Source organism: Paraburkholderia sp. BL18I3N2, from assembly GCF_003001875.1.
In the GTDB taxonomy this organism is placed as follows: Bacteria; Pseudomonadota; Gammaproteobacteria; order Burkholderiales; family Burkholderiaceae; genus Paraburkholderia; species Paraburkholderia phytofirmans.
Genome location: NZ_PVNC01000001.1, coordinates 947,917 through 969,764, shown reverse-complemented (window position 1 = coordinate 969,764; position 21,848 = coordinate 947,917). Strand labels below are relative to the sequence as shown.

The 21,848-nt window shown below is 62.6% G+C and carries 18 protein-coding genes; 12 read left to right on the top strand and 6 right to left on the bottom strand.

The genetic code is table 11. From position 1 onward, the window contains the following. Positions 1-22: 22 nt before the first annotated feature. From B0G75_RS04435 to B0G75_RS04425, 3 genes are all read right to left on the bottom strand, one after another. The gene (locus B0G75_RS04435) at positions 23-4,864 is read right to left on the bottom strand and encodes an NAD-glutamate dehydrogenase (protein WP_106300949.1); all 4,842 of its coding nucleotides are present in this window, start codon (positions 4,862-4,864) and stop codon (positions 23-25) included. Positions 4,865-5,033: 169 nt separating this feature from the next. After that, entirely contained in the window at positions 5,034-5,834 is an 801-nt protein-coding gene (locus tag B0G75_RS04430; protein WP_106300947.1) for an alpha/beta fold hydrolase, read from the bottom strand. Beyond that, the gene (locus B0G75_RS04425; RefSeq protein ID WP_106300945.1) at positions 5,831-6,865 is read right to left on the bottom strand and encodes a M14 family zinc carboxypeptidase; all 1,035 of its coding nucleotides are present in this window, start codon (positions 6,863-6,865) and stop codon (positions 5,831-5,833) included. Before B0G75_RS04425 ends, B0G75_RS04430 begins: the two co-directional genes overlap by 4 nt. A gap of 291 nt (positions 6,866-7,156) precedes the next feature. Between B0G75_RS04425 and phnC the strand changes: the two genes are divergently transcribed. From phnC to B0G75_RS04395, 6 genes are all read left to right on the top strand, one after another. Beyond that, positions 7,157-8,062 carry a phosphonate ABC transporter ATP-binding protein gene (gene phnC, locus B0G75_RS04420; protein WP_106301900.1) on the top strand — a complete coding sequence of 302 codons (906 nt, stop codon included), beginning with the start codon at positions 7,157-7,159 and terminating at the stop codon, positions 8,060-8,062. 41 nt (positions 8,063-8,103) lie between these two features. Beyond that, a complete protein-coding gene (gene phnD, locus B0G75_RS04415) occupies positions 8,104-9,081 on the top strand; it encodes a phosphonate ABC transporter substrate-binding protein (RefSeq protein ID WP_106300943.1) in 978 nt (325 codons plus the stop codon). Then, positions 9,078-9,920, top strand: a complete 843-nt coding sequence (gene phnE, locus B0G75_RS04410) for a phosphonate ABC transporter, permease protein PhnE (RefSeq protein ID WP_106300941.1) — start codon at positions 9,078-9,080, stop codon at positions 9,918-9,920. Before phnD ends, phnE begins: the two co-directional genes overlap by 4 nt. A 288-nt stretch (positions 9,921-10,208) precedes the next feature. Next, the gene (locus tag B0G75_RS04405; RefSeq protein ID WP_106300939.1) at positions 10,209-11,045 is read left to right on the top strand and encodes a DMT family transporter; all 837 of its coding nucleotides are present in this window, start codon (positions 10,209-10,211) and stop codon (positions 11,043-11,045) included. Positions 11,046-11,132: 87 nt separating this feature from the next. Next, positions 11,133-11,591 (top strand): helix-turn-helix domain-containing protein, encoded by a 459-nt coding sequence (locus B0G75_RS04400; protein ID WP_106301897.1) that lies wholly within the window; start codon positions 11,133-11,135, stop codon positions 11,589-11,591. 3 nt (positions 11,592-11,594) lie between these two features. Further along, a complete protein-coding gene (locus B0G75_RS04395) occupies positions 11,595-12,167 on the top strand; it encodes a PIN domain-containing protein (RefSeq protein ID WP_106300937.1) in 573 nt (190 codons plus the stop codon). 16 nt (positions 12,168-12,183) lie between these two features. Here B0G75_RS04395 and B0G75_RS04390 read toward each other — a convergent pair whose 3' ends face one another. Then, positions 12,184-13,689, bottom strand: a complete 1,506-nt coding sequence (locus B0G75_RS04390; protein ID WP_106300935.1) for a PLP-dependent aminotransferase family protein — start codon at positions 13,687-13,689, stop codon at positions 12,184-12,186. Between the two features lie 123 nt (positions 13,690-13,812). Between B0G75_RS04390 and B0G75_RS04385 the strand changes: the two genes are divergently transcribed. The 3 genes from B0G75_RS04385 (at position 13,813) to B0G75_RS04375 (ending at position 18,200) form a co-directional block, all read left to right on the top strand. Then, positions 13,813-15,096 (top strand): 4-aminobutyrate--2-oxoglutarate transaminase, encoded by a 1,284-nt coding sequence (locus B0G75_RS04385; RefSeq protein ID WP_106300933.1) that lies wholly within the window; start codon positions 13,813-13,815, stop codon positions 15,094-15,096. 10 nt (positions 15,097-15,106) lie between these two features. Continuing rightward, positions 15,107-16,567, top strand: coding sequence for an NADP-dependent succinate-semialdehyde dehydrogenase (gabD, locus tag B0G75_RS04380; RefSeq protein WP_106300931.1), 1,461 nt, complete (start codon positions 15,107-15,109; stop codon positions 16,565-16,567). A gap of 217 nt (positions 16,568-16,784) precedes the next feature. Beyond that, complete coding sequence (locus B0G75_RS04375) at positions 16,785-18,200, top strand: PLP-dependent aminotransferase family protein (protein WP_106300929.1); 1,416 nt, start codon at positions 16,785-16,787, stop codon at positions 18,198-18,200. Positions 18,201-18,232: 32 nt separating this feature from the next. Here B0G75_RS04375 and B0G75_RS04370 read toward each other — a convergent pair whose 3' ends face one another. Further along, the gene (locus tag B0G75_RS04370; protein WP_106300927.1) at positions 18,233-18,421 is read right to left on the bottom strand and encodes a DUF2970 domain-containing protein; all 189 of its coding nucleotides are present in this window, start codon (positions 18,419-18,421) and stop codon (positions 18,233-18,235) included. 327 nt (positions 18,422-18,748) lie between these two features. On the opposite strand from B0G75_RS04370, the gene B0G75_RS04365 reads away from it, so the two are divergent. The 3 genes from B0G75_RS04365 to B0G75_RS04355 are packed head-to-tail and all read left to right on the top strand — an operon-like array spanning position 18,749 to position 21,437. Beyond that, positions 18,749-20,539, top strand: a complete 1,791-nt coding sequence (locus B0G75_RS04365) for a nitrite/sulfite reductase (protein WP_106300925.1) — start codon at positions 18,749-18,751, stop codon at positions 20,537-20,539. Continuing rightward, the gene (locus tag B0G75_RS04360; protein ID WP_106300923.1) at positions 20,536-20,952 is read left to right on the top strand and encodes a DUF934 domain-containing protein; all 417 of its coding nucleotides are present in this window, start codon (positions 20,536-20,538) and stop codon (positions 20,950-20,952) included. The genes B0G75_RS04365 and B0G75_RS04360 overlap by 4 nt, the downstream gene beginning before the upstream one ends. A gap of 2 nt (positions 20,953-20,954) precedes the next feature. Further along, complete coding sequence (locus B0G75_RS04355; protein WP_258194220.1) at positions 20,955-21,437, top strand: helix-turn-helix domain-containing protein; 483 nt, start codon at positions 20,955-20,957, stop codon at positions 21,435-21,437. A gap of 57 nt (positions 21,438-21,494) precedes the next feature. On the opposite strand, the gene B0G75_RS04350 is transcribed toward B0G75_RS04355, so the two are convergent. Then, the gene (locus B0G75_RS04350; RefSeq protein WP_106300921.1) at positions 21,495-21,821 is read right to left on the bottom strand and encodes a DUF4148 domain-containing protein; all 327 of its coding nucleotides are present in this window, start codon (positions 21,819-21,821) and stop codon (positions 21,495-21,497) included. Positions 21,822-21,848 lie beyond the last annotated feature (27 nt).

The window sequence follows — 21,848 nt, the reverse complement described above, 5'->3', positions numbered from 1 at the left end:
CCTTCCTTCGCCTCAAGCCTTGTTATGCCCTTTCGAGCGCCGCCATTTCTCGCACGATCACCAGCAGCATCGACAGGCTCGCGCCGCCGGTGGCCCGCAGATCGGCCAGCAGGTGAGCGTAGCGTTCCAGTTGCGCTGTGCGCTTCTCACGCCATGCCTCGACCAGCGCCTCGGGCGTGGAGGCATCGTCGGCATCGGCCAATGCGCTCGTCGTCAACGCGCGTTTGAGACGCGCGATGTCGGCCACCGCCGTGGCGCGCGCCAGCATGTCCCAGTGCGTGGGCGCCGGCAACGCGGCCGCGCGCTCGCTGATCCAGCTGGAATTCAGCAGCGTGCCGACCGCGAAATAGACGCCCGCCACCAGTTCGAGACTGCGCCCGCTGGCCGATGCCACTTCGGCGATATCGAGCAACGCGGCCGAGATCTCGCCGCCCGCGATCCGCACCGCCAGTTCGCTGTCCACGCCGGCATCCGCGAACACGCGCTGCCGCTCGGAAAGCGCTTCGAGATCGGCGCTCGGCAACAGCGCGGGCCATTGCGGCGCAAGGCGTTGCGCCGCGTCGCGGCAACGCGCGAGCAGGCCGGCCACGTCGCGGTCGCTGACCGCGCCCGATTGCAATTGCCGCAGGAACCACAGCGCGGAACGCTCGACCAGCCGCGCGACTTCGACGAACATGCGTGCCTGGATGTCGTCGGCGACGCGGTTGTCGAGCGCGTCGATGCTGCGCCAGACATCGTCGAGATTGAACACGTCGCGCGCCATGATGATGGCCCGCACGATGTCACCAGGTTGCGCATCGGTTTCTTCCATCAGCCGATGCACGAACTCGCAACCCACGCGATTCACTAGCGCGTTAGTCAGATGCGTGGCAAGAATTTCCCGGCGCAGCGGATGGCGTTGCATCGGCTCGCTGAAGCGCTGCCGCAACGGCTTCGGGAAATACTCGACCAGCATGTCGCTGACGAGCGGGTCTTCCGGCATCGGCGATTCGAGCAGCGCGTCGTACAGCCACATCTTGCTGTAGGCGAGCAGCACCGCGCGCTCCGGCGTGGTGAGCCCTTGTTTGGCGGCCTGCCGTTCGGCGACTTCTTCATCGGTCGGCAGAAACTCGATCACGCGATTCAGCCGCCCCGCGCGTTCGAGGTAGCGCATCAGACGCGCTTCCGCATCGAGCAACTCGACGCCGTAGCGGCCCGCAATCGACAGCGCCTGCGTCTGGTAGTAGTTGTCCTGCAGCACGAGCAAGCCGACTTCGTCGGTCATTTCGGCGAGCAATGCGTTGCGTTGCTTCTCCGTCATTTCGCCGTCGGAGACGACCAGGCCGAGCAGAATCTTGATGTTGACCTCGTGGTCCGAGCAGTCCACGCCCGCGGAGTTGTCGATCGCATCGGTATTGATCCGGCCGCCGCGCTGCGCGAACTCGATGCGCCCCAGTTGCGTGAGACCGAGGTTGCCGCCTTCGGCCACGACCTTGCACTGCAGATCGGAACCGTTGACACGGATAGCATCGTTGGCTCGATCGCCGACTTGCAGATGCGTCTCGCGGCTCGCCTTCACATACGTGCCGATACCGCCGTTGTACAGCAGATCGACGGGCGCCTGCAGAATCGCGCGCATCAATTCAGCGGGCGCGAGCGCCGGCGCGCTGATGCCGAGCACCGACTGCACCGCCGGCGAGAGCGGAATCGTCTTGGCGCTGCGCGGAAACACGCCGCCGCCCGCCGAGATCAGCGAGGGGTCGTAGTCGGCCCAACTCGAGCGGTCGAGAATGAACAGACGTCCGCGCTCGGCAAGACTGGCCGCCGGATCGGGATTCGGATCGAGAAAAATATGCCGATGATCGAACGCGGCCACGAGCTTGATATGCGGCGACAGCAGCATGCCGTTGCCGAACACATCGCCCGACATATCGCCCACGCCGACCACTGTGAAATCCATGGTCTGCGTATCCACACCCATTTCGCGGAAGTGCCGCTTGACCGACTCCCACGCGCCGCGCGCGGTGATGGCCATTTTCTTGTGGTCGTAACCGACCGAGCCGCCCGAGGCAAACGCATCGTCGAGCCAGAAGCCATATTCCTGCGAGATGGCGTTCGCATAGTCGGAGAACGTGGCCGTGCCTTTGTCCGCGGCGACCACTAGATAGGGATCGTCGGGATCGTGGCGTACCACGTCGGGCGGCGGCACAATGGTCGTGCCGGCGAGATTGTCGGTCACGTCGAGCAGGCCGCGCAGGAAGGTCTGATAACACGCAATGCCTTCGCGCATCCACGCGTCGCGCTCGGTTTGCGGCGGCGGATTCTTCACGACGAAGCCGCCTTTCGAACCGACCGGCACGATCACCACGTTCTTCACCATCTGCGCCTTCATCAGGCCGAGCACTTCCGTGCGGAAGTCCTCGCGCCGATCCGACCAGCGCAGGCCGCCGCGCGCCACGCGGCCGCCGCGCAAATGCACGCCTTCCACACGTGGCGAGTACACCCAGATTTCGAACATCGGTTTCGGTTCGGGCAAGCCAGGCACTTGCGCGGGATCGAACTTGAAGGAGAGATACGGCTTTGGATGTCCGTCGGCATCGAAGCGATAGTAGTTCGTGCGCTTGGTCGCTTTGATGACGCCGAGAAATTGCCGCAATATGCGGTCTTCGTCGAGATTCGGCACCTGGTCGAGCGCGCTGTCGATCGTATGGAGCCAACCGTCGACGCGCGCCTCGCGCGTCTCGCCCAATACCGGGTTGAAGCGGGCGATGAACAATTCGACCAGCATGCGCGCGATCGCCGGATTGCCGGTCACCGCTCGCTCGATGTACGCGTCGCTGAAAGTCGAGCCCACTTGCCGCAAATACTTGGCGTACGCGCGCAGGATCGTCACCTCGCGCGCATTCAATTGCGCGCGCAACACGAGGCGATTGAAGTCGTCGCTTTCGATCGCGCCGGTCCACACCTTTTCGAAGGCTTCTTCAAAGAGATCTTTCACGCGTTCGATGTCGAACTCGGCGTCGTCCGCGACTTCGAGGCCGAAGTCGTGAATCCATGCGGGCGTCGCGCCCAGCGCCTCGATCAGATAGGGCCGCTCTTCATCGACACGCACGCCGAGATGTTCGAGCATCGGCAAACTGCGCGACAAGGCGATCGGCAAACCCGCGCGATACACCTTGAAGCGAAACGCGCGCGGGCCCGATTCGATCGGGCGGTACAGGTTCATCGCGAGCCGTTCGCTGCCTTGCACGCGTTCGATCAGTTCGATATCGCGCACCGCCGTGCGGGCAGGATAGTCGTCGCGATAGCCGGCGGGAAACGAATCGCCGTAGCGTTGCAGCAGACGGTTGCCCTGCTCTTCGCCGAAGGCGTCGAGCAACGCATCGGCGAGATCGTCCTGCCAGCGGCGTGCGACCTGCACGAGCCGCGCTTCCAGTTCGCGCGTATCGACGTTGGGCATGCCGCCCGGCTTCGCGTGCACGACGAAGTGAATGCGCGCCAGCGTCGACTCCGACAGCAGCGGCGTGAACTCGACACTCTCGCCGTTGAATGCGTCGACCAGCAAGTTGGCAATGCGTTGACGCAGATCGGTGTTGTACTTGTCGCGCGGCACGAACACGAGGCACGACACGAACCGGTCGAAACGGTCGCGCCGTATGAACAGCCGGGTGCGCTGATGCTCCTGCAAACGCAGTACGCCTAGCGCGATATCGTAGAGCTGATTCTCTTCGGCCTGAAACAGCTCGTCGCGTGGATAGGTTTCGAGCACCGTGACCAGCGATTTCGCCAGATGACCTTTCGGCAGGAAACCGGCTCGTCTCACGATATTCGCGCATTTGCGCCGCACGATCGGAATCTCCGCGGCCGATACGAAATACGCCGTGGACGTATACAGACCGATGAAACGCCGCTCGCCGGTCACCTTGCCATCCGCGCCGGTCAGCTTGATGCCGACGTAGTCCAGATAACCCGGCCGGTGCACGGTGGCCCGCGAATTGGCCTTGGTCAGAAAGATCGGCGACGAACCTGAAATGATCTCGGCCGCGGCCGGCGGCAAGGGCGTGATCTCGGCGGCGCCGGCGGTCCGCAATGCATCGCGCAGAATGCCGAGACCCGAACCCGGCACCGCGCGCAGACCGTAGCCGATGTCGTGCTGCACCAGTTCGTAGTCGCGCTGGCCGAGAAAGGTGAAATGATCGGCCACCATCCATTCGAGAAACGCGCGCGCTTCCAGACCTTCCGGTCCGCCCTCGCCGGCTTTCATGCCTTTGATCGTGACGCGCGCGAGTTCGACGATCTTCGGCCAGTCTTCGACGGCCGCCCGCACGTCGCGCAGCACCTTGGCGATTTCGTCACGCAGCGCGTCGAGTTTTGCCGCATCGCCGCAACGGTCCACTTCGAAATGGATGAACGAGGTCAGGTGTGAACGCGAGTCGGTGGCTTCTTCGGCGCCCTGGCTCACTCGCGCGATGCTGCCGTCGGGCGCGCGCCAGATGCGAAACACGGGATGCACGACCGAATGCAGCGCGAGGCCTTGACGGTTGACCGCCATCGAAACCGAATCGACGAGAAACGGCATGTCGTCATTGACGATTTCGATCACCGTGTGATCGGAGTGCCAGCCGTGCTGTTCGAGAATCGGGTTATAGACGCGCAACCGTTCGGCGCCGGGCGTGAAGCGCTGTGCCGTTTGCCAATGTGCGAGCGCCGCACCGTACAGATCCGCAATCGAGCGGCTTTGCAGGTCGTCGGAGTCGACGAAATCGTAGTAGTGCCGCAGAAAAGGTTCGACGACCTTGAAGGTTGGCTCGGGTAGTCGCCCGCGCGCGAATTCGACGACATCGTTCAGCAAGTGCGTGACGGCTTCTTCGTTCTTTGCTTGCATGATCAACTCCCCCGGCTGGGCGGCAATGGCGGGTATGGCTTGATACTCGCTTGATTCGCATGCATCGTCTGAAGGGGAATTATGCACCTGACGACCGGCATGCGACGGACGACGGCACTTAGGTTATACCCGCTGCCGGTGAATGCGTCGTTACGGCGCGCCTGGCTGTTTAAAGCACGGCTCGGGGAACCGCGTGCTCCTGCGCGAGCCATGCGCGAACCTGTTCGCTGGTCCACGCGGGGTCGTCGTGCGGCAGGTCGTGGCCGGCCCACGGATGCTCGCAATGCAGGGCGCCCCACGCCGCCGCCAGCTTTGCCGAGCACACGGGGTCGACCAGCTTGTCGACACGCGAAGAGAGGATCAGCAATGGGCATTCCGGCCGCGCCGCGCCCGCGGTGAAACGTGCCGCAGCCCACAATTGCCGTAATGCATTGCCACGGCTCACGGGCGCACTGCGGCGAATGCGGCTCCAGGCGTCGAGATCGTCGCCGAGCGTCTGCACGTTATTGCACGTCAGCCGATGAATGCCGTGTTCCGCGCGCGGCGCGTCGCGCCAGTGCGCGGCCACGCCCAGCAGGCCGGACCATGCCGAAGGACGCAAGCGCTCCTGCATCTGGCTGAACGGCCGCATGCTCGTATTGATCAGCACCAGCCGCTCGATCTCGTAGGGATGCCGTTGCGCCCAGTCCGTCGCCACCATGCCGCCGAGCGACATCGCCAGCACGCAATAAGGACCCGGCATGCCGCTTTGCAGAGCAGCATTGCGCACGAAGCCGACCATGTCGGCGACCGTCGACGGCGCGCGCAAGTGCGCGAATTCGCCGTTGCCCGGCAGATCGAGCAGCAGCAGACGGCCGGGCGCGCCCAAGTGAAGGGCCGACTCATTGACCGCGCCATGCAGCAAGCCGGGCAAGCGGCCCCAGTGGCGAATTTCTCGCGTGAGGCCGCGTAGCAGGATCCACGTGCTCATACGCTTTCCGGTTTATACCAATGGTCGATCGCGCTTTGCAGCAATTGCTCGCGGCGATTGCCTTGCGGCAGCCAGCGCTGCGACGAAAAAGCCGCGCGCGCCAGAAAGTCGAGCAGGTTTGCGTGACGCCGCAGCACACGCGCCGTGCGATGCGCCTTCACCGGATTGAACATGCCCTGACGCGAAAACAATTGGCGCGGGTTCTTCTTGATCCACAGCCAGGAGCCGAGTTCGAGGGTCATCGGCAGAAAGACGTTGGGCGCGGGCGCGCGGTCGTAGGCGAAGTCCCACAGATCGCCGTGCAACAGATATTGATGGCTCTGCGGTTCGAACGCGTAGCCATGATGGGGATGCGCGCGTTCGAACATGGTTTTCAGCACGTACATTTCCGGCAGATGTGGCATCACTTTGCGGGTGCGTGCGTATGGAAACCAGATGCTGTCGCTCCAGCCGTAGCCCGAGTGGCAATCGAGCGCGATGCTCAAGGGCCGCGTCGCCAGTTCGGTTTCGACCACTTGCAGGAGTGCCGAAGCCTCGGGCTCCATTGGCGCGCCCTCGCGGCCCCGATACCACGGCAGCCACGCGCCCACGCGCTGGCCGCCGGCGAGCAGCGGAACGCGTTCGTCGGCGTTCTGCGGCGCGTTGCGCATCAGGTCGACGCCGTTGGGGTTGGCGCGCGTGGCCGCCCACATGCCGCCGGGATTGACGATCGGCATAAAGATCAGACGAATCGACTGCAATTGGCGCACCAGCAGCTCGTCCCATTCGAGCCGCGCGAGCAGCGCGCGCATGTAGTCGAGCACCAGTTGCGAGCCGATCCGCTCGAGCCCGTGAATGCCGCCGAAAAAACCGATTGCCGGCGCTTGCGGGTCGGTCGAACCGATGCTCGCGGTCTGCACGGCGAATTGCCGGCCGCGCACCGTCGTCTCGCAGACCGTGCGGATCGCGAAGCTCGCGCTGCCCTGCTCGAGGATCGTTCTGAGATCTTCGTACTCCGCAAAACTGTCGGGAAGGAAGCTCAGAGGCTGCATGACGATGTCGCAGGCAATTGCAAGGTTAATGGGGACGGCACACCGATTGACGCAATATAGCCTGGCCGGCAGCGATCATGCTGAAGCGGCGCTGGCCGATGCCAATCCTGTCACATGCATGTCATTTTTCATTCGAACGAATGACTCCGATTTGCCTTGCCGGCGACTCAAGAAAAGACATGCATAGATATAGTCGTCTAGACGTTGCGATGCCTTCACTCAACCGTCACAGACGCTTCCTAGAATGAGCCCACACATGCCGGCAGAGGCCGGATGCATCAAGGGGTACTCATGGAAGCAATTCGGGAAGCAATTCGTATCGAACGGTTGAGTAAGACGTTCAGCAACGGCCGCAAGGCACTGGACGAAATCGATCTGCGCGTCGAACCGGGCGAAATGGTTGCGTTGATCGGTGCCTCGGGCTCGGGCAAGTCGACGCTGCTGCGTCATATCGCGGGCTTCACGGCTTCGGATGCGCAGCCGTCGCAGATCTCGATTCTGGGCCGGCCGATTCAGCAGAATGGCCGCATCGTGCGGGAAGTGCGCAGCATTCGCCGCGATATCGGCTTCGTGTTCCAGCAATTCAATCTGGTGAACCGGCTCTCCGTCGAAAGCAATGTGCTGATCGGCGCGCTCGCGCGGCTGCCGTTGTGGCGCCGACTCAGCGGCCGGTTTCCGCGTGCCGAGCGGGCATTGTCGATGGCCGCGTTGAACGAAGTCGGCATTGGCGAACATGCGCGCGAACGCGCCGCCAATCTCTCCGGCGGCCAGCAGCAGCGCGCCGCGATCGCCCGTGCACTGGTGCAGCGCGCGCGCATCGTGCTCGCGGACGAACCGATCGCCTCGCTCGACCCCGAGTCGTCGCGCCGCGTGATGGAGATGCTGCGCACGCTGAACGTCGAGCATCAACTCACGGTGCTGGTGTCGCTGCATCAGGTCGACATCGCGATGCAGTACTGCCTGCGCACGATTGCGCTGCGCCGCGGCAAGGTGGTGTACGACGGCCCTTCCGCCGCGCTCACGCCGGTCTTGCTTAAGAAACTCTACGGCGACGACGCCCGCGAACTACTCGATGAAGCCGCCATAAGCGCGGACGATCTCGACACAAAAACCGCTAACGGCAGCACACCGCCTCAGGACACCCCGCCCGCCTCCGCGCGCTACGCGTTCGCACTCAATCCGGCGCACTCGAACTGAGCGCGCCCATTCATTCTGTCAACTCAACCGGATCTCAAACAATGAAATTCCTGCGTTCATTGATCACGTTGGCCGTCGGCGCCGCGACCCTTGCTACAGTCGCCACTGCGCAAGCCGAGGACCTCAATCTCGGCATCATTTCGACCGACTCGTCCTCCGTGCTGAAACAGCGCTGGGAACCACTGATTCAGGACATGAACAAGCAAACCGGCCTGAACGTGAAAGCGTTCTTCGCGACGGACTACGCCGGCATTATCGAAGGCATGCGTTTCAACAAGGTCCAGGTCGCGTATCTCGGCAATGCGTCGGCGATCGAAGCGGTGGATCGCTCGCAAGGCGAAGTGTTCGCCAAGACCGTGTACGCGAATGGCGACGCCGGATATAAATCGGTGTTGATCACCAACGTGAACAGCCGCTTCAAGACGCTCGACGATGTATTCAAGAATACGAAGGATGTCACGCTCGGCTTCGGCGATCCGAACTCCACGTCGGGCACGCTGATTCCCGGCTACTACCTGTTCGCCCAGCACAACACGCCGGTCAATACTTCGTTCAAGACCGTGCTGCCTTCCAGCCATGAGGCGAATCTGCTGGCCGTCGTGAACAACAAGATCGATATCGCGACCAACAACACCGAAATGCTCGATTCCTTGAAGAAGCAGCATCCGGACAAGTTCGCGCAGGTGCGCGTGCTGTGGACCTCGCCGCTGATTCCGTCGGACCCGATCGTGTGGCGCAAGGATCTGCCGCAAGCCACCAAGGACAAGCTGCGCAACTTCTTCGTCAACTATGCGAAAACCGATGCACACGAAAAGGCCGTGATGGCTGGCATTTTCAGTTACGGCGGCTTCGCGGCATCGTCGGATGCGCAGTTGCTGCCGATCCGCCAGGTCGCACTGTTCCAGCAGAAACAGAAGATCGAGAACGACGCGCATCTCTCCGATGACGATCGCAAGACCCAGTTGGCCGCAGTCGACGCGAAGCTGAGCGCGCTCAATACCGCGCAATCGAAGCAATGAACACGGCCGATCTGATCACGTCGCCGGCGCGAGCGAGCAAAGCGCTCGACGCCCAGCCGGCGCGTCATCCCGCGCCGGCTGCCGGCAAGCGTAGCTGGCTGTCGCTCGTCGGCTGGATCGCGGTGCTTGCGGTGTTGGGCGGCGCATGGCACGGCGCCGACATGCGTCCGCTGGATCTGCTCAGCGATACCGGCAACATGGGCCAGTTCGCCAAGGACTTCTTCCCGCCCGACTTCACCGAATGGCGCAACTATCTGCACGAGATGTATGTGACGCTCTCGGTGGCGGTGTGGGGCACCGCTCTTTCGCTCGTGTGCGCAGTGCCGTGCGGACTGATGTCCGCTCACAACATGGCGCCGATGTGGATCGTGCAGCCCATGCGCCGCGTGATGGACGCGTGCCGCGCGATCAATGAGATGGTCTTCGCGATGCTGTTCATCGTCGCGGTCGGCCTCGGTCCTTTTGCGGGCGTGCTGGCGCTGTGGGTACACACCACCGGCGTACTCGCCAAGCTGTTCGCCGAAGCGGTCGAGGCCATCGATCCGCGTCCCGCCGAAGGCGTGCGCGCCACCGGCGCGACCAGTCTCGATGAAATCGTTTATGGCGTGCTGCCGCAAGTGCTGCCGTTGTGGATCTCGTACGCGTTGTATCGCTTCGAATCCAACGTGCGCTCGGCGATGGTGGTGGGCATGGTGGGCGCGGGCGGCATCGGCGTGGTGTTGTACGAGGCGATCCGCTCGTTCAACTATGCGCAAACCGCCGCGGTGATGCTCATGGTGATCGTGGTCGTGACGGTGATCGATCTTGTTTCCGCGTGGCTGCGCGAACGTGTGACCTGAAGTTGACGGCCTGACTGTACGTGGGCACGGCGGCGTGAAGTTTGGCGAAGCGCGGCTTCGCCGACTCCGCCGGCTTTCCGCCGCGCGCCGTTGCACGCCGCGTCTCCACCTGCATGCGCGGGGGATCGCCCAACTTTGCAGCGTCTTTTTGACGCCACAAATCACCTCAATTTTCCAAATAAAACCCCTTCGATCGGGTCGTCCACTCCGCTATTCCGGCGTTCTGCTGGAATAATCACGGGCTCATGGCCCGCACGCCGGCCTTCGCTTCTCCTCCCCCGGTCTTCGATGGAAACCTTGGTCGTTTTGCTGGTGCTGCTCTCCGCGCTGCTTCACGCTACGTGGAACGCGTTTCTGCATCTTTCCGAAGATCGCATCTGGCTGCTCGGCATGATGGCGATGCCGTATATCGCCGTCAGCGCGGTCGGCGTGATCGTGCTGCCCATGCCGGCGCCGGCGGCGTGGCCGTATATCTTTGCATCGGTGGCGCTGGAATTCGGCTATCTGCTGGCGTTGATCCGTGCCTACAAAAGCGGCGACTTCGGGCAGATCTATCCGATTGCTCGCGGCCTTTCGCCGATGCTCGTATTCGTCGGCGCCCTGGTCTTCGCGCATGAGGCGCTCAAGCCGCTGGCGGCGATCGGTGTGGCGCTGGTGTCGCTCGGCATCGTCTCGCTGGCGTTCCGGCGCGGCATGCGCTTTTCGGGCGAGAGCGTGCCGTTTGCGCTTCTTACCGGCTTTTTCATCGCGACATATTCAGTGGTCGACGGCATCGGCGCGCGCCTGGCGGGCAATGGCCTGAGCTACATCATGTGGGTCTATCTGATCTGGAATATCCCTCAGTTTCTGCTCGCCTGGCATTGGCGCGGCGGCGCCAAGGGACTGTTCATCGGGCGGGCGGTGGTGCTCAAGGGCATCGCGGCGGGCCTGCTCGCGTTGAGTGCCTACTGCCTGATCATCGAGGCTTACCGCTATCTGCCGATTGCGATGGTCTCCGCGCTCCGCGAGATGAGCTCGATCTTCGCGGTGCTGATCGGCTGGCTGTTCATGCGGGAGAAACTGACTGCGCGGAGGATCGTTGCGTGCGCGTTGGTGACGTTGGGGGCGGTGTTGATACGGGTTTGACGGCCGACGGCCACTCCGCCGTTTCGTTTATTGCGATTTCGAATATTTCGATTTAGAATGGCGCAATCGAAGAAGCTGAGTCGCGCCATGAACACCACCATCCATCCCACCCCGCTTCCGTCGCAACAGGAGGCCGAGCTTGCCCGCACCTCCAGCCGGAATCTGTCGGTGGTGCTGTCCAGCCGCGCCGAAACACAACAGTTCGACTTCAAGGACGACCGAGGTCAAACGCGCACCGTCGAGTTGCCTACTTCCGTCGTGCGTCTGATGGTCGATGTTCTTACGGAAATCGGCCAAGGTAACGCCGTGTCCATCATTCCGATTCATGCCGAATTGACCACGCAGGAAGCTGCCGATCTTCTGAACGTGTCGCGGCCGTACTTCGTGCAGTTGCTGGAAAAGAAAGAGATTCCGTTCCGCAAGGTGAACACTCATCGGCGCGTGCGGTATGAAGACGTGATGGCCTACAAGAATCGCATTGATACGCAGCGGCGCAAGGCGCTGGACGAACTCGCGGCATTGTCACAGGACATGGGTCTGGAATAGCCGATGTCGTCACACTTCACCGCTGTCTACGACGCTTGCGTTCTGTACTCCCAACCATTGCGTAACCTTTTGATGCGTCTGGCCCTGACTGACCTTTACCGGGCGCGTTGGACCCGCGTTATCCATGACGAATGGGTGCGCAACCTGATCGCAAACCGGCCAGACCTGGATCGCGCCAAAATCTATCGCGTCCGCGAACTCATGGACGCCCATGTTCGCGATGCACTGGTCGAAAACTTCGAGCATTTGATACCGGCCATCGACTTGCCGGATCCCACAGATGCACACGTCGTCGCCGCCGCGGTCCACTGCGGCGCCGAACTTATTGTTACGTTCAATCTGAAGGACTTTCCTGCCGCCGCCTTGAGTACGTTTAACGTAACCGCGCAACATCCAGACGACTTCATCGCCGATCTGTTCGACCTCAACCAGGCGAAAGTGCTCGAAGCAATGGCCGAGCATAGGAAATCGTTAAAAAACCCGCCGAAGTCCGTCGACGAGTATCTCGACACCCTGGCCAGGCTCGGTCTCACGCAAACTGTTTCGGCTGTTCGGCCCTATAGCATCGCTATCTGAACAAAAGCGGTACTCCTCACACAAACTCCGGCAACGTCGCATCGATCGCATCAGCCAGCGTGTTGAAAGCCGGCGCGATTTCCTCGTCCGGCACGCACGCGTAGCCGATCAGCAAGCCCGACGGCGCCAACGCCGGCTGCGCGTAGTACCCCGACAACGGCCGCACGACGATATTGCGCTCCAGCGCCGCAGCCGCCACCCGCCGGTCATCGGTACCATCAGGCAGCTGCATCACGAGATGCAAACCGGCGTCGCCGCCGACTGCGGGCAACGCGTCGCCGTAACGCTGCGCGGCGGCGTCCAGCAGCGTCTGCCGGCGTTGTCCGTACAGCGTGCGCATCTTGCGGATATGCGACGTGAAATGACCTTCGGCGATGAACTCCGCGAGCATCGCCTGCTGCAGCAGTTGCCCCTCGCGATACAACTCGGCGCTCGCAGTGGCAAAGCTCTCCGCCAGCGCTTCCGGCACCACGAGGTAGCCGATGCGCAACCCCGGAAACAACGTCTTGCCGAAGCTGCCCACGTAGATCACCTGTCCCGACGTATCCAGACCTTGCAGCGAAGCCAACGGCCTGCTGCCATAGCGGTATTCGCTGTCGTAATCGTCCTCGATGATCCAGCACTGGTTCTGCCGCGCGTATTCGAGCAGCATGCGGCGTCGCGCGAGACTCATCACCATGCCGAGCGGATATTGGTGCGAAGGCGTGACGAGCATCAGCTTCGGCGGCTGCGCGAGGTCGTCGGCGGAAGGATTGATGCCTTCCTCGTCGACGGCGATCGGCCGCGATTCCAGACCCGACACGTGCAGCACGCTGCGCACGCCCCAATAACACGGGTCCTCGGTCCAGATCACGTCGCCGGGATCGGATAGCAGGCGCACGGCCAGATCGACCGACTGGTGAATCCCGGTCGTGATGATGATCTGCTCCGGCGTGCAGCGCACTGAGCGCGAAGTGCGCAGATAGTCCGCCAGCGCATGCCGCAGCGAAGCCAGGCCGCCACCCGGCGCATACGTCAGCAGGTCCGGGCGCAGCCGCCGCCAATATTTGTTGTGCAGGCGGCTCCAGACGCGCGCCGGAAACTTCGTGACGTCGGGCACGCCAGGCATGAACGCGCCCCACTGCCGCTTGGACACACCCGCTCCCGCGATCAGCCGCGCGCCGCGCGTGGACAGCGCGCGCCGCGCCTGCTGCGGCGCCGGCTCGGAACGCGCGGCGGGCGCCTCGGCGTCGGGCACACCGACGATCTCGTCCGGCGCGCTATCGGCGACAAACGTGCCGCGCCCGGTCGCCGAACTGACATACCCTTCGAGTACGAGTTGCTCATACACCTGCGTGACGGTGTTGCGCCCAATGCCCAACTCCTGTGCCAACAAGCGCGACGACGGCACCTTGCTGCCAGGCGGCAATTCGCGCGACAGGATCGCCTGCTGCAACAGCCGGTGCAACTGGCGATAGATCGGCTGACCGTTGCCCCGGTCGAGGCGCTGGGCCAGCCAGTCGGACAAAACGCTCGCGCGCATGATTGGCTCCTACATTTTTATTGAAATGGCTCTGAAGTTAAGAGCCAAATCTCATTATAGTCGCTGCATGTGCTGCGCTGAGCGCGCGGCGTCCGCAAAAACCGAGGAGCGAAGGAGATGACTATGAAGAACGCAGAACTGAAAAGCCGTAAAGACGCCGCCACGCCGCGCGGCGTCGGAGTGATGTGCGATTTCTACGCCGAGCGCGCCGAAAACGCGGAACTGTGGGACGTCGAAGGCCGCCGTTTCATCGACTTCGCCGCCGGCATTGCCGTGTGCAACACGGGCCACCGCCATCCGAAGATCCTCGCCGCGATCCGCGACCAGCTCGATCATTTCACCCACACGGCGTATCAGATCGTGCCGTACGCGTCGTATGTCGAACTGGCTGAGAAGCTCAATGAGCGCGCGCCCGGCGACCATCCGAAGAAAACCGCGTTCTTCACGACCGGCGCCGAAGCCGTCGAAAACGCCATCAAAATCGCCCGCGCCGCCACCGGCCGTCCGGGCGTGATCGCCTTCACCGGCGGTTTCCACGGCCGCACGCTGATGGGCATGGCGCTGACCGGCAAGGTCGCACCGTACAAGATCGGCTTTGGCCCGTTCCCCTCGGACGTGTTCCATGCGCCGTTCCCGAATCCGCTGCACGGCGTGACCACGGCCGACTCGCTGAAGGCCATCGAATTCCTGTTCAAGGCCGACATCGATCCGAAGCGTGTCGCCGCGATCATCTTCGAACCGGTTCAGGGCGAAGGCGGCTTCTATCCGGCGCCGGCCGAATTCGTGCGCGCGCTGCGCAAGCTGTGCAACGAACACGGCATTCTGCTGATCGCCGACGAAGTGCAAACGGGCTTTGCGCGTACCGGCAAGCTGTTCGCGATGCATCACTACGACGTGGTGCCCGACCTGATGACCGTCGCCAAGAGTCTCGCCGGCGGCATGCCGCTATCGGGCGTGATCGGCCGCGCCGATGTGATGGACGCCGCGGCGCCTGGCGGTCTGGGTGGCACGTATGCGGGCAATCCTCTGGCGGTCGCCGCCGCGCATGCGGTGCTCGATATCATCGACGAAGAAAAGCTCTGCGAGCGCGCCACGCTGCTGGGTGACCGCGTCAAGGCCAAGCTGATCGCGCTGCAAAGCGACGTGCCGCAAATCGCCGACGTGCGCGGCCCCGGCGGCATGGTCGCCGTCGAATTCTCCAAGGCAGGCGGCACGGAGCCGGATGCGGAGTTCACCAAGCGCGTGCAGACGCGCGCGCTCGAACGCGGCTTGCTGCTGCTGGTGTGCGGCGTGTATTCGAACGTGGTGCGCTTCCTGTTCCCGCTGACGATTCAGGACGCGGTCTTCGACGAAGCCATGGCGATTCTCGAAGACGTGATCAAGGACAGCGTCACCGTCGCGGCTTAAGGAAACCCACATGACCACGTTGAGCTTGAAAGACCCGTCGCTGCTGAAGAGCCACGCGTACATCGCGGGCGAATGGCAAGGCGCCGACGACGGCACGACCTTCGAAGTAAAGAACCCTGCCACGGGCGAAACGATCGCGACGGTGCCGCGCATGGGCACGGCGGAAACCCGTCGCGCCATCGACACGGCGAACGCCGCGTGGCCCACATGGCGCGCTACGATCGCGAAGCAGCGTGCCGTGATCCTGCGCAAATGGCATGACCTGATGATGGAGAACGCCGACGATCTGGCGAAGATCCTCACCACGGAACAAGGTAAGCCGCTCGCCGAAGCCAAGGGCGAAATCCAGTACGCGGCGTCGTTCCTCGAATGGTTCGCGGAAGAAGGCAAGCGCGTGAACGGCGACACGATCCCGACGCCGGCCAGCGACAAACGCATCGTCGTGACGAAAGAGCCGATCGGCGTTTGCGCGGCCATCACACCATGGAATTTCCCGGCCGCGATGATCACCCGCAAGGTCGGCCCGGCGCTCGCGGCGGGTTGCCCGATCATCGTCAAACCGGCTGAAGCCACGCCGCTCTCCGCGCTCGCACTCGCTGTGCTGGCCGAACGCGCCGGCGTGCCGCGCGGCGTGTTCAACGTCGTGACCGGCGAGCCGAAAGCGATCGGCGCGGAAATGACGGGCAATCCGATTGTGCGCAAGCTGTCGTTCACGGGCTCGACGCCGGTCGGCCGTTTGCTCATGGCGCAGTGCGCACCGACGGTCAAGAAGGTCTCGCTCGAACTCGGCGGCAACGCGCCGTTCATCGTATTCGACGACGCGGATCTGGACGCCGCGGTGGCCGGCGCGATTGCATCGAAGTATCGCAATAGCGGGCAGACCTGCGTGTGCACGAACCGTTTCTATGTGCACGACAAGGTCTACGATGCGTTCGCCGAAAAACTGCGCGTCGCCGTCGAACAGCTCAAGGTTGGCCGTGGCACCGAAGACGGTGTAACCCAAGGTCCGCTGATCAACGAGGCAGCGGTGCTCAAGGTCGAATCGCATATCGAAGACGCGCTCGCGAAAGGCGCGCGCATCGTTACCGGCGGCAAGCGTCATGCGCTTGGTCATGGCTTCTTCGAGCCGACCGTGCTCGCGGATGTCACGCCCGCCATGAAGGTGGCACGCGATGAAACCTTCGGGCCGCTCGCGCCGCTGTTCCGTTTCTCGTCGGATGAAGAAGTGATCCGCCTCGCCAACGATACCGAGTTCGGCCTCGCGTCGTATTTCTATAGTCGCGATATCGGCCGCGTCTGGCGTGTCGCGGAAGCGCTCGAATACGGCATGGTCGGCATCAACACGGGGCTCATCTCGAATGAAGTCGCGCCGTTCGGCGGCGTCAAGCAATCGGGCCTGGGCCGCGAAGGTTCGCATTACGGCATCGACGATTACGTGGTGATCAAGTACATGTGCGTCGGCGGGATCTGAACGCACAGCTTGAAATGAGAAAGTGAGAAGCGGCCACGTCGGCATATCCGGCGTGGCCGTTTTTTTTGGCTCTACGGCGACTGACCCGCTGTGTGGTAGCAACGTCCGCTGTCACGCCGGGAACACAAACGGATCCCGATTCCGCCAGGCCTGTCGTTAAACTGCTGGCACAATTGCGGCTTGACCGCGGTGCACGCAGCCGAATAACGACCGTTAAATGAAACGCTTCGAAATGCTGGCCAACACCATGGCCGATGAAATTCGCTCCGGCGGCCGGCCGGTCGGCTCCCGCATGCCGTCTTTGCGGCATCTGACTACGCAGCATGGCGTTAGCCAGTCCACAGTGTTTCGCGCCTATTACCTGCTCGAAGAGTGGGGCTTGATTCGAGCACGTGAACGCTCGGGCTACTACGTCGCGCCAGGCGCCGCGCTCGAACACAAACCGGCGCCGCAACCGCAAGCCGCTCTGGAGTCCGCTAAGGTCGAGATCAGCGACCTTGTCTTCTCGGTGCTCGAAGCCGCGAAGCATCCCAATGTGGTGCCGTTCGGTTCGGCCTTTCCGTCTCCGCAGCTTTTTCCGCTTCAGCGTCTTGCCAGGTCGCTCGGGCATTCGAGCCGTTTGATCAGTCCGTGGAGCACCGTCGTCGATCTTCCGCCGGGCAATGAGCCATTGCGTCGCCAGATATCGTTGCGTTACATGGGGATGGGCGTTGCTCAGCCGATGGAGCAGCTCGTCGTCACCAACGGCGCGCTGGAAGCATTGAACCTGTGCTTGATGGCCGTCACGCGCCCCGGCGACGTGGTCGCGATCGAGTCGCCCGGATTCTATGCGGCCCTGCAGGCCATCGAGCGCCTCGATCTGCGGGCGGTCGAGATTCCGGTCGATCCTGTTTCGGGCATCGATTTGCAAGCGCTCTCGGATGCCCTCGACAAGCACCCTATCCGCGCATGCTGGTTCATGACCAACTATCAGAATCCGACCGGCGCGGCGATGTCGCAGGAGAAAAAGAAAGCGCTGGTCGAACTTCTCGCCGAGCGTGACGTGCCGCTCATCGAGGATGACGTGTACGGCGAACTGCATCATGCGGCAACCTACCCGCTGCCCGCCATCGCCTTCGACACGAAGGGGCTCGTGATGCACTGCAGTTCATTTTCGAAGACGCTCGCACCGGGATACCGGATTGGATGGGTCGCCGCGGGACGCTTCGCCGAGAAGGTGCAGCGCCTGAAGTTGATGACCACGTTATCGGCCAGCATCCCCGCTCAGGCAGCCATTGCGGACTATCTTCAGCACGGCGGGTATGACAAGCATCTGCGGAAACTGCGCGGCGCATTCCGCAATCAGCTCGCCTCGATGGACACCGCGCTGCGCCGCTGCATGCCGGACGATTCGCATTGGACGCTGCCGTCCGGAGGCTATTTTCTGTGGCTGCGACTGCCGCCGCATGTCGATGCGATGCAATTGCACCGCCTTGCAATAGAGAACGGCATCAGCATCGCGCCGGGTCCGATTTTCTCCGCGCGGCACGACTTCCGGAATCATATCCGGTTGAACTTCGGGCATCCGTGGAGCGATAGCACCGAGAGCGCTGTCCGAACGCTGGGCTCGCTGCTCGAGCAGGCGAGCCGATGAATAACGCGCTCCCTGTGAGCGCACCGCTACCGTCAATGCGCCACGTTGACCGCAAGCCGGGCGAGTGCAAACAGCGTGGCGCCGAATCCGGCGGCGAGAACTACCGCAACTAGCGGCAACAGGGGTAGCTTGACGCCCGCCATGTCGGCCTGATGCGAGGCGCCGCGGCGAATGCCGAAAAAACTCCACAGTACGATTCGCGTCATCTTCAAGAGGTTCATCACGTCACCTTCAAGGCAGGGTTGTTGTATCTCACGCGATAGTCTGAACCCGGCCAGTCACCCAAAACAGTAGCAGTTGCGATCAATTCCAGCGCAGCAGTCTTGCGCTTCTGTCCAGCCGGCGCGCCGCCGGTTCGCTCACCATCTGCTAGTGTGTTTTCAGCGGCATCTGCTGCTTTTCAGCGGCCGCCATTGCCTCTATCGTTCGCCAGAAGCCCTCGGATCGGCGCGGCACGTCATGTGCGATGCCGATGCAACCGCGGCTCCTTCCAACGAAACCGACGCTCAGCCAAACTGCGCCATGCAGGGCGGCAGTCGCACCGGACCATGTACCAATACACCGAGTTTGACCAATCATTCGTGCGCAGCCGCGCTGCGCAGTTTCGCGACCAGCTCGAACGCTGGCAGTCCGGCAAGCTGAGCGAAGACGACTTTCGTCCGTTGCGTCTTCAGAACGGATGGTATGTGCAAAGGCATGCGCCGATGTTGCGCGTGGCGATCCCCTACGGAGAGTTGTCGAGCAGGCAGTTGCGCATGCTCGCCCGGATTGCGCGCGAATACGACGAGCCGGAGGCCGAGGTCTACCGCCTTGCCAGCGAGGCGCAGCGCAAGCTCGGCACTGTCCGCCTGCCCACGAACTATGCGCATTTCACGACGCGCACCAACGTGCAATTCAACTGGATTCCGCTCTCGAAAGCTGCGGACGTGATGGACTTGCTCGCCAGCGTCGACATGCACGGCATTCAGACGAGCGGCAACTGCATCCGCAACATTTCCTGCGACGAACGCGCGGGCGTTGCGCCTGACGAAATTGCCGACCCGCGTCCGTTCGCTGAAATCATGCGGCAGTGGACGACCCTCCATCCTGAGTTCGCGTTCCTGCCGCGCAAGTTCAAGATCGCGATCACCGGTGCGAGCGAAGACCGCGCCGCGACCGACTGGCATGACGTCGGCCTTCGTCTGCTGCGTAACGAAGCGGGCGAACTGGGATTTCGCGTCACGGTGGGCGGCGGCATGGGCCGCACTCCCGTGATCGGCACCGTCCTGCGCGAGTTTTTGCCGTGGCAGCACATCATGAATTACATCGAAGCGGTGGTGCGCGTCTACAACCAGTACGGACGCCGCGACAATAAGTACAAGGCTCGGATCAAGATTCTGGTGAAGGCGGAAGGCCAACGTTACATCGACGGCGTCGAGGAAGAGTTCCGCCAGATCGTCGAGCACGACGGCGGTCCGCATACGATTCCACTGGCGGAACTCGAACGAGTCAGCGCTTGCTTCGCTCTACCCTGCAAGCCTTCCGTGGATGCGCCGATCGACCTCGAAGCGATCGCAACGTCGAACGCCGTAGCCCTCGAGACGCCGCAATTCGAACGCTGGCTCCAGCGCAATGTCTCGCCGCACAGGAACCAGCGCTTGCGGATCGTCACGCTCTCGTTCAAACGCCTTCTGCAAGCACCTGGCGATGCATCGGCACAACAGCTCGATCGCGTGGCCGACTTGGCCGAGCGGTTCTCGGCGGGCGAAGCGCGGGTCACCCACACGCAGAACGTCGTGTTGCCGTGGGTGCATGTCAACGACCTTCTGCCGCTTTGGCAAGCCGCGCGCGAGGCAGGACTCGCGAGCGCCAACGTGAATCTGCTGACCGACATGATCGCCTGCCCGGGCGGCGATTTCTGTGCGCTTGCCAATGCCCGTTCCATTCCGGTTGCCGAGGCGATCACCGAGCGCTATCAGGATCTGGACGAACTCAACGACATTGGCGATATCGATCTGCATATCAGCGGCTGCATCAATTCGTGCGGCCATCATCATAGCGGGCATATCGGCATCCTCGGGGTCGACAAGGATGGCAAGGAATGGTACCAGGTGACGTTGGGCGGCTCGGACGGCTCGCACGCCAGTGGTCGCGCGCAAGCGGGCAAGGTCATCGGCCCGTCGTTTTCCGCCGCTGAAGTTCCCGAGGTCATCGACGCGCTGCTGTCTGCCTATCTCGACATTCGGGCGACCGTTGGCGAGAGGCGCGAGTCGTTCGTCGAAACGGTTCGCCGGGCGGGCATCGAACCGTTCAGGACAGCTGCGGACCGCGTACGCACGCTGATGGAGAAAACGGCATGAACGGCTCGACACGTATCAGGCTGCTCACTCTGCCCGAGCACGCATCGGACGCATCCCGGCAGGTTGTTTCTCTGGCAAACGACGCAGACCCGGCCGAGCAAAAGGAGCTGATCGCGACTGCTGCACGCGTGGAGTTGCACTTCCCCAACTTCACCGATGGACGGGCCTACAGTCAGGCGTATCTCCTGCGCCGCCGCCTCGGCTTCAAAGGCGATCTGCGGGCAACGGGCGACGTGCTCGTCGATCAGCTGATTCAGATGGAGCGAACCGGGTTTTCAAGTGCGGTACTGAAAGACGGTATCGACCCGGAGGACGCGCAGCGCCAGCTCGACCGCTTCCCTGCGTTTTATCAGGGCGACGTTATTCACGACGCGCCCTTTGCGCGCTCAGATGTCGGGAATGGTCGGGAATGACGATGAGTGACGACGGCGCGAGAGACATGCGTGTGGTGTCCGCAACTCCTCCAATATCCGCGGACTACTGCGTAAAGCAGGTTATGCCGCGACATAGCGGATCGTCGCCAGATGCATTTTCGGGAGTTTGTCCGTCCCGACTCGCTCTCGCACGCCTCGGTCAGAAGTGGACCGTCCTGGCGATGGTCGCGTTGCGAGAAAAGCATTTGCGCTTTGCCGAGATCAGGCGTCGCCTGGACGGCGTCTCAGACAAAATGCTTTCTCAGACATTGAGATCAATGGAAAGGGATGGGCTTGTCGAGCGATGCGTCGACGACCGGCACCCGGCGCGTGTCGAGTATCGCTTAACCGCACTCGCCCGCACCGCGCTGCCTATCGTCGCCGAATTGAAGCAATGGGCCGAACGTTCTATCGACTCCATCGAGGCCAGTAACCACGCGTATGACCAAAAGATCGGACGGTCCACGTGTCAGGCCATTTCATAGGCGCCGGAATACCATGACCCAGCGCCCCGCTACAGGTACTGCACACTACGCGCTCGATTAACGACCGTAGGTAACAACCGGAGCCGAGTACGAACTGTTCGTCGTGTCCGAACGGCTGCCTGCCTGCGACGAACCATTGGTGGCCGAACCGTAACCGCTCGTCTGAGCAGGGCTCTTTTGTGCGGCAACGCGCGCCTCAGCAGCCTGAATGTTGGACGGATAGTCGTCGTCGTTCGCGGTGGCCGGGTTGTAACCGGCCTTTTCCAGCTGGATCAGTTCGGCGCGCACCTGAGCCCGCGTAACCGGCTGATTCGATTGTGCAAAAGCGGCGAGCGGAGCGGAAATGAGAGCGGCGATAACAACAGCTTCGATCAGGGATTTCATGATGACTACCTCCAGAGATTGTTTTTT

What these genes read in the sequence shown, in the direction of transcription:
- gabD (WP_106300931.1), top strand. Translation starts at nt 15,107, where the DNA reads ATGACCACGTTGAGCTTGAAAGACCCGTCGCTGCTGAAGAGCCACGCG.
- phnD (WP_106300943.1), top strand. Translation starts at nt 8,104, where the DNA reads ATGAAATTCCTGCGTTCATTGATCACGTTGGCCGTCGGCGCCGCGACC.
- B0G75_RS04365 (WP_106300925.1), top strand. Translation starts at nt 18,749, where the DNA reads ATGTACCAATACACCGAGTTTGACCAATCATTCGTGCGCAGCCGCGCT.
- B0G75_RS04390 (WP_106300935.1), bottom strand. Translation starts at nt 13,689, where the DNA reads ATGCGCGCGAGCGTTTTGTCCGACTGGCTGGCCCAGCGCCTCGACCGG.
- B0G75_RS04405 (WP_106300939.1), top strand. Translation starts at nt 10,209, where the DNA reads ATGGAAACCTTGGTCGTTTTGCTGGTGCTGCTCTCCGCGCTGCTTCAC.
- B0G75_RS04375 (WP_106300929.1), top strand. Translation starts at nt 16,785, where the DNA reads ATGAAACGCTTCGAAATGCTGGCCAACACCATGGCCGATGAAATTCGC.
- B0G75_RS04350 (WP_106300921.1), bottom strand. Translation starts at nt 21,821, where the DNA reads ATGAAATCCCTGATCGAAGCTGTTGTTATCGCCGCTCTCATTTCCGCT.
- B0G75_RS04370 (WP_106300927.1), bottom strand. Translation starts at nt 18,421, where the DNA reads ATGAACCTCTTGAAGATGACGCGAATCGTACTGTGGAGTTTTTTCGGC.
- B0G75_RS04395 (WP_106300937.1), top strand. Translation starts at nt 11,595, where the DNA reads ATGTCGTCACACTTCACCGCTGTCTACGACGCTTGCGTTCTGTACTCC.
- B0G75_RS04430 (WP_106300947.1), bottom strand. Translation starts at nt 5,834, where the DNA reads ATGAGCACGTGGATCCTGCTACGCGGCCTCACGCGAGAAATTCGCCAC.
- B0G75_RS04355 (WP_258194220.1), top strand. Translation starts at nt 20,955, where the DNA reads ATGAGTGACGACGGCGCGAGAGACATGCGTGTGGTGTCCGCAACTCCT.
- B0G75_RS04385 (WP_106300933.1), top strand. Translation starts at nt 13,813, where the DNA reads ATGAAGAACGCAGAACTGAAAAGCCGTAAAGACGCCGCCACGCCGCGC.
- B0G75_RS04425 (WP_106300945.1), bottom strand. Translation starts at nt 6,865, where the DNA reads ATGCAGCCTCTGAGCTTCCTTCCCGACAGTTTTGCGGAGTACGAAGAT.
- phnE (WP_106300941.1), top strand. Translation starts at nt 9,078, where the DNA reads ATGAACACGGCCGATCTGATCACGTCGCCGGCGCGAGCGAGCAAAGCG.
- phnC (WP_106301900.1), top strand. Translation starts at nt 7,157, where the DNA reads ATGGAAGCAATTCGGGAAGCAATTCGTATCGAACGGTTGAGTAAGACG.
- B0G75_RS04435 (WP_106300949.1), bottom strand. Translation starts at nt 4,864, where the DNA reads ATGCAAGCAAAGAACGAAGAAGCCGTCACGCACTTGCTGAACGATGTC.
- B0G75_RS04400 (WP_106301897.1), top strand. Translation starts at nt 11,133, where the DNA reads ATGAACACCACCATCCATCCCACCCCGCTTCCGTCGCAACAGGAGGCC.
- B0G75_RS04360 (WP_106300923.1), top strand. Translation starts at nt 20,536, where the DNA reads ATGAACGGCTCGACACGTATCAGGCTGCTCACTCTGCCCGAGCACGCA.